General features: G+C 67.6%; 16 protein-coding genes. 11 read left to right on the plus strand and 5 right to left on the minus strand.

Annotated elements, in window-relative coordinates:
- Positions 1–109: 109 nt before the first annotated feature.
- Positions 110–1156, plus strand: coding sequence for a Gfo/Idh/MocA family oxidoreductase (locus WS66_RS03140; RefSeq protein WP_059600324.1), 1047 nt, complete (start codon positions 110–112; stop codon positions 1154–1156).
- Between the two features lie 20 nt (positions 1157–1176).
- Here WS66_RS03140 and WS66_RS03145 read toward each other — a convergent pair whose 3' ends face one another.
- The gene (locus tag WS66_RS03145; protein WP_059600131.1) at positions 1177–2073 is read right to left on the minus strand and encodes an NAD-dependent epimerase/dehydratase family protein; all 897 of its coding nucleotides are present in this window, start codon (positions 2071–2073) and stop codon (positions 1177–1179) included.
- A gap of 135 nt (positions 2074–2208) precedes the next feature.
- Here WS66_RS03145 and WS66_RS03150 point away from each other — a divergent pair, with 135 nt between their 5' ends.
- The 9 genes from WS66_RS03150 to WS66_RS03190 all read left to right on the plus strand — a co-directional run bounded on the left by WS66_RS03150 (position 2209) and on the right by WS66_RS03190 (position 11924).
- A complete protein-coding gene (locus WS66_RS03150; protein ID WP_059600130.1) occupies positions 2209–3954 on the plus strand; it encodes an FAD-dependent oxidoreductase in 1746 nt (581 codons plus the stop codon).
- On the plus strand, positions 3951–4562 hold the full coding sequence (locus tag WS66_RS03155) for an NIPSNAP family protein (RefSeq protein ID WP_059600129.1): 612 nt from the start codon (positions 3951–3953) through the stop codon (positions 4560–4562). The genes WS66_RS03150 and WS66_RS03155 overlap by 4 nt, the downstream gene beginning before the upstream one ends.
- A gap of 39 nt (positions 4563–4601) precedes the next feature.
- Positions 4602–5435 (plus strand): sugar phosphate isomerase/epimerase family protein, encoded by an 834-nt coding sequence (locus tag WS66_RS03160; protein ID WP_059600128.1) that lies wholly within the window; start codon positions 4602–4604, stop codon positions 5433–5435.
- 115 nt (positions 5436–5550) lie between these two features.
- Complete coding sequence (locus WS66_RS03165) at positions 5551–6957, plus strand: MFS transporter (protein WP_082728884.1); 1407 nt, start codon at positions 5551–5553, stop codon at positions 6955–6957.
- A gap of 109 nt (positions 6958–7066) precedes the next feature.
- Positions 7067–7924, plus strand: coding sequence for an IclR family transcriptional regulator (locus tag WS66_RS03170; protein ID WP_059600127.1), 858 nt, complete (start codon positions 7067–7069; stop codon positions 7922–7924).
- Between the two features lie 77 nt (positions 7925–8001).
- Positions 8002–8547: an integrase core domain-containing protein gene (locus tag WS66_RS34845; protein ID WP_442859291.1), complete on the plus strand. Its 546-nt coding sequence runs from the start codon at positions 8002–8004 to the stop codon at positions 8545–8547.
- 19 nt (positions 8548–8566) lie between these two features.
- A complete protein-coding gene (locus WS66_RS03180) occupies positions 8567–9856 on the plus strand; it encodes an NAD(P)/FAD-dependent oxidoreductase (protein ID WP_059600322.1) in 1290 nt (429 codons plus the stop codon).
- Between the two features lie 16 nt (positions 9857–9872).
- Entirely contained in the window at positions 9873–10430 is a 558-nt protein-coding gene (locus tag WS66_RS03185; protein WP_059600125.1) for a helix-turn-helix domain-containing protein, read from the plus strand.
- A gap of 147 nt (positions 10431–10577) precedes the next feature.
- On the plus strand, positions 10578–11924 hold the full coding sequence (locus WS66_RS03190; protein WP_059600124.1) for a glutamine synthetase family protein: 1347 nt from the start codon (positions 10578–10580) through the stop codon (positions 11922–11924).
- 96 nt (positions 11925–12020) lie between these two features.
- Here WS66_RS03190 and WS66_RS03195 read toward each other — a convergent pair whose 3' ends face one another.
- Positions 12021–13214, minus strand: coding sequence for an FAD-dependent oxidoreductase (locus WS66_RS03195; RefSeq protein ID WP_059600123.1), 1194 nt, complete (start codon positions 13212–13214; stop codon positions 12021–12023).
- Between the two features lie 151 nt (positions 13215–13365).
- Between WS66_RS03195 and WS66_RS03200 the strand changes: the two genes are divergently transcribed.
- Positions 13366–14286, plus strand: coding sequence for a LysR family transcriptional regulator (locus tag WS66_RS03200; RefSeq protein WP_059600320.1), 921 nt, complete (start codon positions 13366–13368; stop codon positions 14284–14286).
- Here WS66_RS03200 and WS66_RS03205 read toward each other — a convergent pair.
- The 3 genes from WS66_RS03205 to WS66_RS03215 form a co-directional block, all read right to left on the minus strand.
- Positions 14281–14805: a GNAT family N-acetyltransferase gene (locus tag WS66_RS03205; RefSeq protein ID WP_257792072.1), complete on the minus strand. Its 525-nt coding sequence runs from the start codon at positions 14803–14805 to the stop codon at positions 14281–14283. The genes WS66_RS03200 and WS66_RS03205 overlap by 6 nt on opposite strands.
- Before the next feature lie 136 nt (positions 14806–14941).
- The gene (locus WS66_RS03210) at positions 14942–15331 is read right to left on the minus strand and encodes a lysozyme inhibitor LprI family protein (protein ID WP_059600122.1); all 390 of its coding nucleotides are present in this window, start codon (positions 15329–15331) and stop codon (positions 14942–14944) included.
- Positions 15332–15381: 50 nt separating this feature from the next.
- The gene (locus WS66_RS03215; RefSeq protein ID WP_059600121.1) at positions 15382–16143 is read right to left on the minus strand and encodes an N-acetylmuramoyl-L-alanine amidase family protein; all 762 of its coding nucleotides are present in this window, start codon (positions 16141–16143) and stop codon (positions 15382–15384) included.
- Positions 16144–16268: the final 125 nt, after the last annotated feature.

Below are 16268 nucleotides of genomic sequence, written 5' to 3' on the forward strand. Positions count from 1 at the left end.
GCATTCAACAATCAAAGGAGATTTCAATAAATCGGGGTATTCACCCGGTCGGTCCGGAATGCGAACGACTCGACGCGATGCGGACGCCCCGAACAACGGAGATGAAGCGATGGGAAGAAGACGGCTGGCAGTGATCGGTGCGGGCGCAATCGGGCGGATGCACGTGGAGCGCGCGCGCATGCACGCGCAGGTGGAAGTGGTGGCGATCGCCGATCCATCGCCGGCGGCCGAACAGTTCGCGCGTGCCGAGGGGGTACGCGGGTTCGCCGATTACGCGACGATGCTCGACGCGGTGCGCCCGGACGGCGCGATCGTCGCGACGCCGAATGCGACACATGTGGAGGTCGGCCTTGCGTGCATCGCGCGCGGCGTGCCGGCGTTGATCGAGAAGCCGGTATCGGACAGCGTCGCGGCGGCAGCCGAGCTGGGACGCGCCGCACGCGAAGCCGGCGTGCCGCTGTTGGTCGGCCACCATCGCCGCCACAATCCGATCCTGAGGCGCGCGCGAGAGATCGTGCAGTCGGGGCGGCTCGGCAAGCCGGTCGCGGCCAATGCGCTCGCGACCTTCTACAAGCCCGACGCGTATTTCGAGGTCGAATGGCGCCGTCGCGCGGGCGGCGGCCCCGTGCTGATCAACCTGATCCACGACATCGACATCATGCGGTTCCTGCTCGGCGAGATCGTCGAGGTGCAGGCGCAGGCGTCCAATCGCGTGCGCGGCTTCGACGTGGAAGACACGGCCGCCGTGCTCCTTCGCTTCGACAGCGGCGCGCTCGGCACGCTGGCCGTGTCCGATTGCGCGGCGTCACCCTGGAACTGGGATCTCGCGGCGGGCGAGGCCGCGCACTATCCGCGCCAGCAGGTGAACACGCATTTCCTGATCGGCACGGATGCATCGCTCACGCTGCCGCAACTCGATCTGTGGGAATACCGCAGCGGGAAGGGCTGGCACGATCCGTTGACGGTCGAGCGCTGCACGCCGCATGGCGCCGATCCGTATCACGAGCAGTTGCGCCACTTCGCGGCGGTGATCGCGGGCGACGAGGCGCCGCTTTGTTCGGCCGACGACGCCGCGCGCACGCTCGCGGCGACGCTCGCCGTGCATCGTGCGGCCGCGACGCGCACGGGCGTTGTGCCCGCGGACGTCGCGGCATAGCCGCGGGGGCGTGCGCCGGCCTAGCGCTGGCGCCGGTAGAACGCCACCGTCTGCCGCAGGCCGTCGTCGAGCGCGGTCCGCGGCAGGCCGGGCAGCAGGCGCCCGAGCGCGGGGTCGTCGGGGAACGCCGTCGCGATCGGCAGCGGCGGCCCGCCGGCATCGAGGTGCGCACCCGGCACGATGGCTGCGATCCGCTCGATCAGCGTGTTCACCGGGGTGATCTCGCCCGCGAGCGTGAACGCGTGCGCGCCGTCGATCTCGGCCAGCAGCGCGGCCTCGTAGGCGGCGGCGACGTCGTCGGCGAACACGAGGCCCGTCGTGCCGGTAAACGGAATCGTGTAGCGCTCGCCGCGCGCGGCCGCCCGGCACGCCAGGCTCGGCCCCGCGCTCGATCCGGTCTCGCGCCCGGCGCCATAGACGACGAGCGGACGGAAGCCCACGCTCGCGATCCCGTGGTCGTGCCAGTACGCGCGCGCCGATCCTTCGCACGCCAGCTTGAACGCACCGTAGTGGGTTTGCGGTAGCGGCACGGCGCCGTCGTCGGGGCCGAATACGCCGGCGCTGCTCGCATAGAGCACGCGTCGCAGCCCGGACGCGCGGGCGGCCTCGAATACGTTCAGCGTGCCGACCAGATTGACTCGCGCGCCGCGCACGGGATCGGCCGCGCAGTCCGTCGTAAGGATGCCCGCGAGATGGATCGCCGCGTCGCAGCCGTCGAATGCGCGTGCCGTGGCGGCCGCGTCGGCGATGTCGCCGGTGCGCCACTGCACGGCCGCGGCCCGCTCTGGCGCGAGTGCCTCGACGAGGCGCGGGTTCGTGCGCACGTCGAAACTCACGCATTCCATGCCGCGCGCGAGCAGCCTCCTGATGATCCATGCGCCGAGAAAACCGCTGCCGCCCGTTACCAGTACTCGCATTGCGCTGCCTCCCTTTCGTTAAAGTCTTTGCTAAACCCGATTTAGTGGAATAGTATTCCACTTAGAAAGAATATTCCATAGACGTCGCGATCGGTTCGCATCCGGCGTTGGAGACACTGAACGGGCAGATTGAACATGAAGCGTGAACCGATACTCGATTGCGACGTGCTGGTACTGGGCTCCGGTGCGGGCGGCCTCGCGGCGGCGGTCACGGCGGCGGCGCAGGGCCTGCGCGTGATCGTCGCCGAGAAGGAGGCCGTGTTTGGCGGCACGACCGCGTGGTCGGGCGGATGGATGTGGATTCCACGCAATCCGCTCGCGGCGCGGGCCGGCATTCGCGAGGACATCGAGGTGCCGCGCTCGTATCTGAAGAACGAACTGGGCGCGCAGTTCGATGCGGCGAAGGCCGATGCGCTGCTTGAACGCGGCCCGGAGATGGTCGAATTCTTCGAGCGGAACACGGCCGTGCGCTTCGTCGACGGCAACCGCATTCCCGATTTCCACACCACGCCGGGTGCCGGCACGGGCGGGCGCTCGGTCTGCGCGATGCCGTTCGACGGTCGCGAACTGGGCCCGCTGATCGACCGGTTGCGCGAGCCGCTGTCGGTGACGACGCTCAAGGGGATGGCGCTCGCGTCCGGCCAGGATCTCGCGCATTTCTATCGCGCCACGCGCTCGCTGAAGTCGGCGCTGCATGTCGGCCGCCGGCTGGCCGCGTTCGGGTGGCACAAGTTGCGCTACGGGCGCTCGATGCATCTGGTGAACGGCAATGCGCTCGTCGCGCGCCTGCTGAAATCGGCGGCCGATCGCGGGGTCGACCTGCGCACGAATGCGAAGGCGATCGGCCTGGTGCGCGACGACGCACGCGTGACCGGCGCACGCGTGGCGATCGACGGCATCGTGCACGAGGTGCGCGCGGCGCGCGGCGTCGTGCTGGCTTGCGGCGGTTTCCCGCACGATCAGGCGCGGCGCGCGCTGACGTTCGCCTATACGCCGTCGGGCCGCGAACACTGGTCGGCGGCGCCGCGTTGCAATACCGGCGACGGGATCCGGCTCGGCGAATCGATCGGCGCGCATTTCGACCGGTCGCTCGATGCGCCGGCCGCATGGGCGCCCGTCTCGCTGGTGCCGCAGCCGGGCGGCGATGCGGTCGCGTTTCCGCATCTGATCGAGCGTGCGAAGCCGGGCGTGATCGCGGTGACGTGCGCGGGCAAGCGCTTCGTGAACGAGGCGTCGTCGTATCACGACTTCATTTCCGCGCTGCTCGACACGACGCCGGCCGGTGAAGAAGTGTGCGCGTGGCTCGTTTGCGACCATCGCTTTCAGCGGCGCTACGGGCTCGGTTTCTCGAAGCCGTTTCCGTTCCCGACCGGCCCGTACCGGCGCTCCGGCTATCTCAAGCGCGGCGCGACGCTCGATGCGCTCGCGCGCGAATGCGGAATCGACGCAGCCTCGCTGGCGGACACGGTATCGGCCTACAACCAGTACGCGAAGCAAGGCTGCGATCCGGCGTTTCACAAGGGCTCGACGCCGTACAACCGCGTGCAGGGCGACGCCGACCGGCAGCCGAACCCGTGTCTCGCGCCGATCGAAGCGGGGCCGTTCTATGCGGTGAAGCTGTTGCCCGGCAGCCTTGGCACGTTCGCGGGCCTGGCCACCGATCGCGATGCACGCGCGCTCGACTCAGCCGGCCGGGCCATCGCCGGCCTCTACGCGGTCGGCAACGATTCGGCCAGCATGATGGGCGGCTGCTATCCCGGCGGCGGCATCACACTCGGTCCGGCGATGACGTTCGGTTATCTCGCCGGCCTTTCTCTCGCCGACGCCGCGCCCGAACCCGCGCGTGCCGGCATCGATTCATCCTCGAGGACAATGCAATGACACTGTATGACGTAGTGACGCTCACGGTGAAGATCGGCGCGAACGCGCAGGTCTTCGAAGGGATTCAGGCCAGCGGCGATCCGCAGGGCGGCAAGCTGCTCGGCGCGTGGTATTCGGACATCGGCACGCTCGGCCAGGTGCTGGTGCTGCGCGGCTATGAATCGGAGGCCGCGCTCGTCGGCGAGCGCAAACGGATGCTGCTCGAAGGCAACCCGTTCGGCTGCGGCGAATCCATCATCGACGTGAAGACGGCCAGCTATGCGCTGTTCCCGTTCCTGCCGCCGATCGAACCGGCCGTGCACGGCGGCATCTACGAGATGCGCGTGTACGGCACGAAGCTCGGCAGCCTGCAGCACACGATCGATGTGTGGGAACAGGCGGTGCCGGAGCGCACCCGGCGCTCGCCGCTGGTCGGCGCGATGTATGCGCTCGACGGCGATACGCCGCGCTTCCTGAACATCTGGCCGTATGCGAGCGTGGACGAGCGTTCGCGCATTCGCGCCGAGGCGGTCAAGGACGGCATCTGGCCGCCGAAGGGCGGCCCGGCCCATCTCACGACCATGGAGTCGACGATCTGCGTGCCCGCGCCGTTCTCGCCGTTGCGCTGAACCTGCCGCGTGTTACGCCATGACGCTCAAGGAGACGATATGACCCAGCCTCAATCCCGCGCGCTGTCGCTGTCGGCGCTGACCGTGCTCGAACTGAGTCCGCCGCGGATGGTGCAATGCGCCGTCGACGCGGGCTACGACTACGTCGGCCTGCGACTGCTGCCGGCCACCGACACCGAGGTTCGCCACGAGATCATCGGCGATACGCGGCTCAAGCGCGAAACGCTCGCGGTCCTGCGCGATACCGGCATGCGCGTGCTCGACGTCGAGATCGTGCGGCTGAAGCCCGATACCGACGTGACGCACTACCTGCCGATGCTCGAAACGGCGGCGGAACTCGGCGCGCGCTACGTCCTCGTGGCCGGCAACGATCCCGACGAAGCGCGCACCATCGACCGGCTCGGCCGGCTGTGCGACCTGGCCGCGCCGCTCGGCCTGTTGCCGTCGCTGGAGCCGATGCCGTGGACCGACGTGAAGGACATCGGCGCCGGGGCGCGCATCGTCGACGCGTGCGGCCGACGCAACACCGGGCTGATCGTCGACCCGATCCACTTCGATCGTGCCGGTTCGTCGCCCGACGCGTTGCGGGCGTTGCCGCACGCGTACTTCGGCTACGTGCAGTTCTGCGATGCGCCGGCCGAGCGGCCGACCGACGTCGATACGCTGCTGTTCCAGGCACGCTGCGCGCGGATGGTGCCGGGCGAGGGCGGGCTCGATCTCGCGGGCATCCTGCGCGCGCTGCCCGCTCACTTGCCGGTGAGCGTCGAGGTGCCGAACGAAGCGTGGGCGAAGACGACGCCGGCCGTCGAGCGGGCGCGCCGCTTGCGCGAGGCCACCGTTGCCGTGATCGACGCGGCGGCCGTGCCGGCCTGAGCACACGCCGGCCGCCTTCGCGACCCAACGGGCCCGATCGGCGCCAGGCATCGTGCCGGCGCGCGGATCGGGCATTCGACACGACGACAAGAACAACATTTCCGGAGACATCAGCATGACTTCCTCGCAGACGGCCCGAAAGCCGAAGCAGACTATTCAGGATCGCGAATCGAAAGACGCGCGCTCGCTCGACGTTCAACAGTTTCTCGATACGCGGCCGGTGGGCGCGTTCCAGTGGCTCGTGCTGTTGTTGTGCATGCTGATCGTGATGCTCGACGGGCTCGACACGGTGATGATCGGCTTCATCGCGCCGTCGATTTCCAGCGCGTGGTCGATTCCGCGCGACGCGCTGGGGCCGGTAATGAGCGGCGGCCTGCTCGGTCTCGCATTCGGCGCGCTCACGGCCGGCCCGATGTCCGACCGCTTCGGCCGCAAGACGGTGATGGTCAGCGCGGTGGCGTTCTTTGGCCTCTGGAGCATTGCGTCGGCGTTTGCGACGGGCGTGGTGTCGCTGACGGTGCTGCGCTTTTTGACCGGCATCGGCCTGGGCGCGTCGATGCCGAACGCGGCCACGCTGATGGCCGAATATGCGCCGCCGCGGCGGCGCGCGCTGATGGTGACGGCCGTTTTCTGCGGCTTCACCTTCGGTGCGGCAGGCGGCGGCTTCGTGAGCGCGTGGCTGATTGAAACGTGGGGCTGGCATTCGGTTCTGTTGCTCGGCGGCGTGCTGCCGATTGCGTACGTGCCCATCCTCGTCAAATGGCTGCCGGAATCCGCGCGCTATCTCGCGCTGTCGGAGCAGCGCCGCGCACGGCTCATCGGCGTGCTGAACCGCGTGCAGCCCGGCGTTGCCGACGCGCGCACGCGCTTCGTGTCGGCCGAGCCGGTGCGCGATGCGCGCAGCCCCGTCCGCGCGATTCTGTCGCGCGAACATGCGTTCGGCACGGTGATGCTGTGGATCTGCTACTTCGCGGGCTTGCTGACCGTGTATCTGCTCGGCAACTGGTTGCCGACGCTGATCCGCGGGCTCGGGTTTTCGCTGGCCGAGGCCGCGATCGTCGGCGCGCTGTTCCAGGCGGGCGGCACGGTCGGCTCGCTGCTGATCGGGTGGCAGATGGACCGTTTCAATCCGCACGCGGCGCTTGGCGCGACCGTGCTCGCCGGCGGCGCGCTTGCCTGGTACATGGGCGTGTCGGCCCATCCGTTCACGGTGATCTGCGTACTGGCGTTCGGCATCGGCTACTGCATGAACGGTTCGAATACGGGCTTCTGCGCGCTGGCGGCCGGCTCCTATCCGACCGAGATGCGGGCCACCGGGACCAGCTGGATGCTCGGCGTCGGCCGTTTCGGCGGCATTGCGGGCGCGATGCTGGGCGCGGCCATGCTCCATGCGAACTGGAGCTTCGGCCAGGTCTTTGCGGCGCTTGCGGTGCCGGCGGCCGTGGGCGGCGCAGCGGTGCTGCTCAAGGGCGCGCGCCATCGCGGCACGTTCGTGGCCGTGAGCGGGGCGGCCGGCCATTGATGGCGGGCGCGGCGCCGCGGCCACGGTCTCGGCGCCGCGCAAATTCGCTTGAATTCCAGTATGGAATTATGTTCTTATTTGACATTCACCATACGGACGAGAAGGCGCCATGGCAGGAAATCTCGAGCGTGCGCTCGCAGTGCTGGAATTGCTGGCAAAGAACGGTGGCCGCATGCCGCTGGCCACTATTGCAGATACGCTGAACATTCCCCGCAGCGGCACGCATCGCCTGCTGTCGATGCTGATCGATGAAGGGTTCGTGCGTCAGGATGAAGAGCACGGCGAGTACATGCTGGCGCTGAAGCTGGTGTCGCTCGCGCTGATCTACCTTTCGACGAGCGGGGTGTTCGACATTTCCCAGCCGGTGCTCGATCGCCTGGCCGAGTCGTCCGGCGAACTGGCGCGGCTCGGTGTGGTCGAGGACGATCACATCACGTTCGTCGGCAAGGCGCAGGGTGCGAAATCCGGCCTGCGTTACGACCCGGACATGGGCAGCCAGCCGCCGCTGCATTGCACCGCGAGCGGCCAGGCATGGCTCGCGACGCTGCCCGACGAGCGCGCGATCGAGCTGGTGTCGAAGCAGGGCGGGCTCAGCGCGAAGACGCAGAACGTGCCGCGCGCGCCGAAGACCATCCAGCAATTCCTGAAGGACCTGAAGGGTGCGCGCGAGCGCGGCTACGGCGTGGCGATCGAGACGTACGAGATCGGTATGACGTCGATCGCGGCAGCGGTGCGTAATCCCGTGACGAACGAAGTAGTCGGCATCGTGAGCCTCGCCGGCCCGACAAGCCGCTTGCCGGAATCCCGGCTGAAAGAGCTCGCACCGCTGTTGCTCGCCTCTGCGGCTGACATGAGCGCGGCCACGCTTGGTTCGCCCTGGTTCAAGCGGACGGCACTGGCGTCGACGCAAGCCTCACCGATTGCGACTGCGAAGGCGGCACCGCGCGGGCGCTCGTCGAAGCGTTAGGGGGCTTCGCAAGGCGGCGTTGCACCGGCTGCGCGCTGGTGCATGGCCGCCGCATTCGAATGTTGACCATCATCGATATGTGGAACCGGGCGTGCCCGCACATCGAGGTCGACTTCTCTCTGACGGGTGTTCGCGTGACGCGTGTGCTCGAGCAGTCGCGGCAGCGAGGACGGCGCCCCAATCTGATTCAGGTGGATAACGGCCCGGAGTTCGTCAGCAGGGCGCTCGACGCCTGGGCACACGAGCACGGCGTAAAACCGCAGTTCATTCGGCCCGGCAAACCGGTGGAGAACGCTCACATCGAGAGCTTCAACGGCCGAATGCGTGAAGAGTGTTTGAATCAGCATGCGTTCGTCAGTCTCGACGATGTATGCAGGCGAATCGAAGCGTGGCGCGCGACTACAACTCGGTGCGTCCGCATAGTGCGTTGGGGCAATTGGCGCCGGACCAATTCGGGCAATTGCATCAACCGAAAACCGCCGAGACCATTAACTTACGAACGGTGTACTCGGCGGGGTAAGGTCACCTCGGACTCCAGGGTCACGTCGGATTTCCTCAGACTTCATTCTCCCGCTTGCCCTCGTGAAATTGTCGTGCTAATTTTTCATGAAATTTGGCGATGAAAATTTCACGGGAATCCGCATGTTCATGCAGTCCGACCGTCACGTCGCAAGCTACTACGCCGGCACTTATCCGGCGCCGATTTCGCGGCGGCCCGAACTGGACGAACGCGTCGACGCCGACGTACTGGTCGTCGGCGCGGGCTTCAGCGGGCTGCATACGGCATTGCGCCTCGCGCTCGCGGGCAAGCGCGTGGTCGTGCTCGAAGCGAGTCGCGTCGCGTGGGCCGCGTCGGGCCGCAACGGCGGACAGGCGCTGCTCGGCTGGTCGTGCGACATGCAGCCGCTCGAGGATTCGCTCGGCCGCGACGGCGCGCGCGTGCTCTGGGACAGCATGCGCTGGGCCGCGGCCGAAGTGCGCGAACTGCCCGCGCGGCACGGCTTCGACATCGACTACCGGCCCGGCAGTCTGTGGGCCGCGGTGCGGCCGCGTCGCGTCGCGATGCTCGCGCAGGCCCGCGACGAGGCAGCGCAGCGCTGGGGCTACGACCGCCTGCGCGTGATCGGGCAGGACGAGATGCCCGAGTGGATCGGCAGCGCGCGCTATCTCGCCGCGCTCCACGATCCCGAGGCCGGCCATCTGAATCCACTGAAGCTCGCCCTCGGTCTCGCGCAGACGATCGAACGGGCCGGCGGCCGCATCTTCGAGCAGAGCCGCGTGCTCGAGTCTCGCGAGACCGAGGGCGGTCACGTTGCCCGCACCGCGCACGGCGAGGTGCGCGCGGACGTGCTGGTGCTCGCGTGCAACGCGTATGTCGACCGGCTCGATCCCGAACTGTCGCGCCGGTTGCTGCCGGTCGGCACCTACCAGGTCGCGACCGCGCCGCTCGCGCCGGACGTCGCACGCTCGCTGCTGCCGCGCAACAGTTGCGTGATCGACAACCAGTTCGTGCCCGACTACTTTCGCCTGAGCCCCGACAATCGCCTGCTGTTCGGCGGCGGCTGCACGTATCTCGGCGGGATTCCGGCCGACATCGCGGCCGCGACGCGCCCGCACCTTGAACGCGTGTTCCCGCAACTGGCCGGCGTGTCGCTCGACTACGCGTGGGGTGGCCACATCGACATCAGCATGCGACGCACGCCGGACATCGGCCGTCGCGGCCAGCGTTTCTGGCTGCAGGGCTTCTCGGGGCACGGTGTGTTGCCGACGCTCGCCGGCGCGCGCGCGGTCGCCGACGCCGTGCTCGGCGACGATCGCCTGCTCGCGCTGTACCAGCGCATCCGCAACCCGCGCTTCCCTGGCGGCGACCGCCTCGCCGCGCCGCTGGAAGCGATCGGCAAGGCCTGGTACCGTTTGCGCGATACCGTCTGACGCACCGGAATCCATCATGAACGAGCAGGAAGAGATAGAAAGTCTGGCGATCCTGATCCGCGATCTGCGCAAGCATCGCAAGGTCACGCTCAACGATCTCGCGGAACGGATCGGCCGCTCCGTCGGCTTTCTATCGCAGGTCGAGCGCGGGCTGTCGCGCCCGACGGTCGCGGATCTCACCGCGATCGGCGAGGCGCTCGGCGTGCCGACCACGTATTTCTACAGCCTCAGCAAACCGCGCAGCGTGCCGTGGGTCACACGGCCCGACGAGCGGCGCACCGTGTATTACGCGGCCGGCATCACGGACATCCTCGTGTCGCCGAACATGCGTTCGCGCTTCTCGATCCTGGAGAGTCATCTCGCGCCCGGGGCGAGCAGCGGCGAGCGCTCCGTCGACGACAGCGACGAGCAGGGCGGCTTCGTGCTCGAAGGCGAGCTGACGATCTGGATCGACGGCGACGACACACCCATCACGCTCGGCCCGAACGACGCATTCCAGCTTCCCGCGCACAAGCGGTTCCGTTACGCGAACCTGGGCGATGCCCCGGCGCGCGTGATCTGGGTGTTCACCTGAGTTTGTCGGCCGGCGGCCCGAGGGGCCGTCTCGCCGTGTTGCCGGTTTGCAGTACTGACCGATATCGGGCATGTGACGTGCCGCATGCCGGTGAGTCCGGTTCGCCGCGTTGCGGCACCGCCATACAAGACATGGAAAGGATGAGACATGGCTGACGTCGTTCCCGTGCTGGTCGATGAAATCCGCGCATTCCGGCAGGCGCATCCCGAGATCCGTTATGTCGACCTGATCTGTCTCGACCTGCCGGGCCATTTCTACGGCAAGCGCTATCCGATCGATGCGCTCGAGAAGGTCGCGTCGGGTTCGCTGCTGAAGCTGCCGCAGAACTGCGTGCTGCTCGGCACGCAGGGCGGCCTCTACAAGATCGGCGATTACTGCTTCAACGACGGCGACCCGGACGCGCCGCGTCGCCTGATTCCCGGCACGCTGAAGCCGGTGCGCTGGGAGCGGAAGCCGCTCGCGCAGATGCTGATCGGCTCCGATGGCACGGATGCGCCGATCGTGTTCGAGCCGCGCGAAGTGCTGGCCCGCGTGCTGCGGCGGTTCGCGGCACGCGGCATCCGGCCGGTCGTCGCGTTCGAGCTCGAGTTCTATCTGTTCGCCGCGCAGCTCGCGGACGGGATGCCGCAGTATCCGCGCGATCGCTTGAGCGACGACCGCGACGACCAGCCGAACATGCACATCGAACGCCTGTCGCGGTTTTCCGACGTGCTGCACGAGATGGTCGAGGCCGCGTGCGAGCAGGGCGTCGACGCGACGGTGATCACGGCGGAGCTCGGGCCCGGCCAGTTCGAGATTAACTTCGGCCATACCGACGACGCGTTGCGCGCGGCCGACTGGTCGGCGCTGTTCTGCCGCAGCACGCGCGGCGTCGCGTTGCAGCACGGCTATCGCGCGAGCTTCATGGGCAAGCCGTATCTGCATGCGCCGGGCAGCGGGATGCATGTGCACGTGAGCCTGTACGACGACGCGGGCCGCAACCTGCTCGCCGCGGATGGGCAGCGGCCGCTACGGCATGCGGTGGCCGGCTGCCTCGAGCTGCTGCCGCACTGCATGCCGGTGTTCGCGCCGAATCACAATGCGTTCCGGCGCTATGGATCGATGGTGAACGCGGCGAGCCGTGCAAGCTGGGGCTTCGAGGATCGCGACGCGTGCATCCGGATTCCGGAATCGGATGCGCGCAATCTGCGGATCGAGCATCGGCTCGCGAGCGCGGACGCGAATCCGTACCTCGTGCTCGCGGCGATCCTCGGCGGGATGGAGCACGGGCTCGACGCACGGATCGAGCCGATCGCGCCGCTGAACGACGATCGCGGCAGCGGGATCGATTTTCCGAAGGAGATGCTGTCGGCCGTCGCGGCGATGCAGGATCACGCGGCCGTGCGTGAAGGGCTCGGCAGTGAATTCGTGATGGTGTATTGCGAGCACAAGCGGCAGGAGGAGCTGGATTTTCGCAACGAGATCGCGGCGCGGGAGTATCGGTGGTTCCTGTAGGACGCACGGGGGCAGGGATGTCCGCGTGACGATGCGTTTGATGTCGACGACGACCATGCGCGCATGACTGCCGCCGTCGAGTGACGTGTCCGGCTCTTATCGATCTCGCCCCTGCATCATCGGCAGGCCCGCTCCCCACGCGTTCGCGAGCGCTTCCATTTCGGCGATCGGATCGACCTGTCGCGCGGCTTCGTGCATGTCGTTGCCGAACAACCGGTGAGCGAACTCGCGTGCGCGCAGCGTGATCGTCGCGGTTTTACGGCTGCGGCGCAGCGTGAACGCCACGAGTGCGGCGTCGAGGCCGCGACCGTTGCCTTTGCCATGCTCGTCGAGACATTGGGCGAGATGCCACGCGTCTTCGAGTGCCTGGCATGCGCCCTGTCCGGAGGTGGGGAGTGGCGCGTGCGCGGCATCGCCGATCAGCAGCACATTGCCGCGATGCCATACATCGACCGGATCGAGATCGTGCACGTGGATCTTCGCGATCGTGTTGGGTGGCGTTGCGCGCATCACCTCCGCGATGGGAGCCGGCCAGCCATCGAACAGACGTTCGAGTAGGGAGCCGGGATCATCCGGCGCTGCATCGTCGCCGTAGCGACTGTCGTCGAATTCGGCCTCGGCCCGGGCCGCCGCCCAGTACATGCGATGTCGGTCCAGCGCGACGATGCCGAATCGTTCGCGCTGGCCCCAGTAGTCGAATATCGACACGTCGTCGACCAGCGGCACGTCGCCGTGCGCCACACCGATCCAGTTGACGAATCCCTGATAGACGGGTGTGGCGTCCCCGGCCACATGGCGTCGCGCGACGGAGTTCATGCGGCCGTCCGCGCCGATCACGAGATCGGGGGCGATCGTCGCGCTGTTGTCGAAATGAACGACGGCGCGGCCGTCGGGGCCGGCGTCGATGGCTGTTGCACAGTGGCCGAAGCGGACGTCGATGTCGTGTGCCGCGACGTGTCGGGCCAGCACGGCCTGCAGGTCGCGCCGCAGTATCGCGCGCGTCGGAAAACCCATGTGTCGGTCGAGTTCGCCGATATCGACGTGCTTGAACGGAGTGCCATGCCGGTCCATGCACCGCATCGCGCGCAGGTGGCCGCTGACTTCGACGATGTCGGGCAGGAGGCCGAGCTGCTCGAGCACGAAGCAGGCATTCGGCCATAGGACGACGCCGGCGCCCATCGTCGTCTCGGACGGCCTGCGTTCGTAGACCCGTATTCGATGTCCGTGCCCGGCAAGCGCAAGCGCGGTGCTCATGCCGGCCACGCCGGCGCCGAGAATGGCGATATCCATATTGATGCTCCGGTAGGTGCGTGCGCGTGCTCGCGTCGGCGCGGATTCGTGCCGGCGGCCGCGCCTTGACTGGATCCACATCGTAATTTACGGTCACGAACGGGATAAGCCGCGAAAAACGGCGAGCTTTGATACCTGAAACGGGATAATGATGCGCAGCAAGCTGGATCTGAACGCGGTGCGCGTGTTCGTGTCGGTCGTCGACGAAGGCAGCTTTGCCGGCGCCGCACGCGTGCTGTCGATACCCGGTTCCAACGTGAGCCGCCATGTGGCGCAGCTGGAATCGAGGCTCGGCGTGCGGCTGCTGGAGCGCAGCACGCGGCACTTGCGCATGACGGAGGCCGGACGCCTGTTGCACGAGCGCGCAAAGCCGATGCTCGATGCGCTGACGCATGCTGAATTCGAACTGACCTCGCAGCAGACGGAATTACGCGGCGTGCTGAAGCTATGCGTGCCCGGCGAAATCGGGCCGCGTATGCTCGGGCCGATCGTCGCGGAATTCGCGAGCCGCCACCCGCGTGTCGAAATCGATTGCGACACGCGCCTCGCGGGCGTCCCGACGCTGCGCGACGATATCGACCTGTCGATCATCGTCAATCGCGGAAGGCTGGACGACAGCGCGTTCGTCGTCAGGCCGCTCGTCAGCTTGCCGAGCGTCGTCGTGGCTGCGCCGTCGCTGATCGAACGCACGGGCATGCCGACGCGGACGGAGCAGCTCAGGCAGTTGCCGTGCATCACGACGCTGAGCACGCTGAAAGGGCAGCCGTGGCAGTTCGCCGACGGCGACGGGCGGATTCACAAGATTCCGGTCACCAGCCGGTATCGCGTCAATAGCGGGGAAATGGCGGGTCTGGCGGCGGTGAACGGGATCGGTTTCGCGATTCTCGTCGAACGCGGATGCGCGGCCGAGCTGGCTGCCGGGCGGCTGGTGCGCGTGCCGCTGGAGATGGCGCCGGCGCCGCTCGAACTGCTGGCGGCCTATTCGAGCCGCAATTCCGTCAACGCGAAGATTCGCGCGTTGCTGCAGTTGATGCAGGCGCGGCTTGCGGTGGCGGAAGCGATGCCGTCATGACGATCGCTTCGGCAGTGCGCGCCAGTAGCGCACTTCGTCGATCGGCGCACCGTCGATCTCGAACGTCTTGATGTCGTCTTCGGCGACGAAACCCTCGCGTTCGTAGAACGCGCGGGCGCGATGGTTCTTGACCAGCACCCACAGCGACACCCATTCATGGCCCATGTCGTGCAGCGCCCGGCAGGCATGGTCGACGAGTGCCGCGCCGATGCGTTGCCCGCAATGCGATGGATGCAGGTAGATCGCTTCGATTTCACCCCAGGTGCGATCCTTGTCGGTGTCGCGCGTCGGCCCGTAGGCGATCCAGCCCGTCGGCCCATTTTTCGCGACGGCGAGCGCGACACGCGGCCGTCCTGCGCCGAGCGCGTGGCACCACGAAGCGGTACGCTTTTCGACCGACAGGCCGGCGAGGAACGACGCCGGCATGATGCCCGGGTAGGTGGCCAGCCACGATGCGACGTGAATGGCGGCGATGGCCGGGGCATCGTCGGGCGTGGCGGCGCGGATGTCGATCTTCATCGTGTTCAGATCATTGAGGACTTCAGAGCATTTAAGTCGCATCGCCGCTCCTTTCGCGGTGCCGAAGTGGCGGAACCGCAAGGGCACGACACGCCGCGCCGCAAAGCGCTTCGCGGCGCGGCATGCGAAAAAGCCCTTACTCCGCGAGCTTCGCCGTCACACACCCCGTGCTCGAGCACTCGCGCTCGCGTTCGCGCAGGAACGACAGGCGCGATTGCGTGAAGTCGATCGCGCATTGCAGGTTCACGAGATAGCCGTCGTCGCGCGTTTCGCTGCAGCGGTCGTCGCGCTGCTTCATCCACGCGAGCTGGCCCGTCTTCAGCTTGGCCTGCTGGTCGCCGCTCAACTGCTTGCGCACGCGGCCGTACTCGTCGTTCAGTTCCCGGTCGAGCTGCGAGAACTCGTTGCTGCTGCAGTACACCTGGTCGAACGCGCTGCGCGGTTTGCCGCAACCGGCCGCATGCGCGGCGAACGGCACGGCGAGCGCAAGCAGCGCGCAGGATACGAGCAGATTCTTCTTCTTCATGGGACTCCTCCTCACTGGGTGAAAACCGTTGAAACCATCGGGCGTTACCTTTACCTGGTCGCCGTACAGACGTCGATCCCGCTCGCGATCGCGGTGGCGAGGCGCTGGATCGTTTCGCGCTGCGCGAGCCGCTTTTCCTCGTCGGGATTGACGATCACGCCGGCCTCGACCAGCACGGCCGGAATCGGCGCGGTGCGCAGCACGACGAGATCATCGAAGCGGTGGATGCCGAGTTGCGGATCGATCAGCGGACGGTTCTCGCCCTTGATCGGCTGCGCGTGATACAGCGACGGACGTTCGCCGGCCGCGACCAGCCGCTCGGCGATCGCCTTTGCGCAACGCAGGCTTTCCGCGTAGTGCGGATTGCGCTCCGACACGAACACGGCGAAACCGCGGAATTCGCGTTGCCGCCCCGCGTCGATGAACTGCTGCTGCATCGAATCGTGATGGATCGACACGAACAGGTTCGCGTCGGGCGCCTGCGTCGAGCGCTGGTCGAGCGCGATCTCGCGGCCGTCGGCCGACGTGCGCAGCACGCGATCGCCGTGCGCAGCGAGCTTCTCCGCGACGGCGGTGGAGAGGTCGAGGTTGTACCGGTATTCGACGCGGCCGCTGGCGCCGGTGGCACCCGGGTGGGCCGGCGTATGGCCGGTGTCGACGACGACGTAGCGGCCGGAGGCCGGTTGCGTATCCGGGCTTGCGGCATCGGCCGCATGCAGCGCCGGCGGCACGCCCAGCAGCGGGGCGCACGCGAGCATGCGCGCGGCGGCGCGCACGAACGGGCGAAGGCGTCGAACGGTTCGGTTTGTCATTATTGTTGTCGAGGAGGACATGCGGTGCGTGCATGGCGCGCACCGTCGGCCTGCTCAATGCAGTCGGAATGTCGCGCGATTATAGCGGTTGCCGGCGGCGCCGCAATGACGAAATGACCACTGCC

It is taken from the genome of Burkholderia sp. LA-2-3-30-S1-D2, from assembly GCF_001523915.2.
GTDB classification, from domain to species: Bacteria; Pseudomonadota; Gammaproteobacteria; order Burkholderiales; family Burkholderiaceae; genus Burkholderia; species Burkholderia diffusa.

Excerpts from the sequence above, each read along its gene's own strand:
- WS66_RS03140 (WP_059600324.1), top strand. The coding sequence starts at position 110 with ATGGGAAGAAGACGGCTGGCAGTGATCGGTGCGGGCGCAATCGGGCGG.
- WS66_RS03145 (WP_059600131.1), bottom strand. The coding sequence starts at position 2,073 with ATGCGAGTACTGGTAACGGGCGGCAGCGGTTTTCTCGGCGCATGGATC.
- WS66_RS03150 (WP_059600130.1), top strand. The coding sequence starts at position 2,209 with ATGAAGCGTGAACCGATACTCGATTGCGACGTGCTGGTACTGGGCTCC.
- WS66_RS03155 (WP_059600129.1), top strand. The coding sequence starts at position 3,951 with ATGACACTGTATGACGTAGTGACGCTCACGGTGAAGATCGGCGCGAAC.
- WS66_RS03160 (WP_059600128.1), top strand. The coding sequence starts at position 4,602 with ATGACCCAGCCTCAATCCCGCGCGCTGTCGCTGTCGGCGCTGACCGTG.
- WS66_RS03165 (WP_082728884.1), top strand. The coding sequence starts at position 5,551 with ATGACTTCCTCGCAGACGGCCCGAAAGCCGAAGCAGACTATTCAGGAT.
- WS66_RS03170 (WP_059600127.1), top strand. The coding sequence starts at position 7,067 with ATGGCAGGAAATCTCGAGCGTGCGCTCGCAGTGCTGGAATTGCTGGCA.
- WS66_RS34845 (WP_442859291.1), top strand. The coding sequence starts at position 8,002 with ATGTGGAACCGGGCGTGCCCGCACATCGAGGTCGACTTCTCTCTGACG.
- WS66_RS03180 (WP_059600322.1), top strand. The coding sequence starts at position 8,567 with ATGTTCATGCAGTCCGACCGTCACGTCGCAAGCTACTACGCCGGCACT.
- WS66_RS03185 (WP_059600125.1), top strand. The coding sequence starts at position 9,873 with ATGAACGAGCAGGAAGAGATAGAAAGTCTGGCGATCCTGATCCGCGAT.
- WS66_RS03190 (WP_059600124.1), top strand. The coding sequence starts at position 10,578 with ATGGCTGACGTCGTTCCCGTGCTGGTCGATGAAATCCGCGCATTCCGG.
- WS66_RS03195 (WP_059600123.1), bottom strand. The coding sequence starts at position 13,214 with ATGGATATCGCCATTCTCGGCGCCGGCGTGGCCGGCATGAGCACCGCG.
- WS66_RS03200 (WP_059600320.1), top strand. The coding sequence starts at position 13,366 with ATGCGCAGCAAGCTGGATCTGAACGCGGTGCGCGTGTTCGTGTCGGTC.
- WS66_RS03205 (WP_257792072.1), bottom strand. The coding sequence starts at position 14,805 with ATGAAGATCGACATCCGCGCCGCCACGCCCGACGATGCCCCGGCCATC.
- WS66_RS03210 (WP_059600122.1), bottom strand. The coding sequence starts at position 15,331 with ATGAAGAAGAAGAATCTGCTCGTATCCTGCGCGCTGCTTGCGCTCGCC.
- WS66_RS03215 (WP_059600121.1), bottom strand. The coding sequence starts at position 16,143 with ATGACAAACCGAACCGTTCGACGCCTTCGCCCGTTCGTGCGCGCCGCC.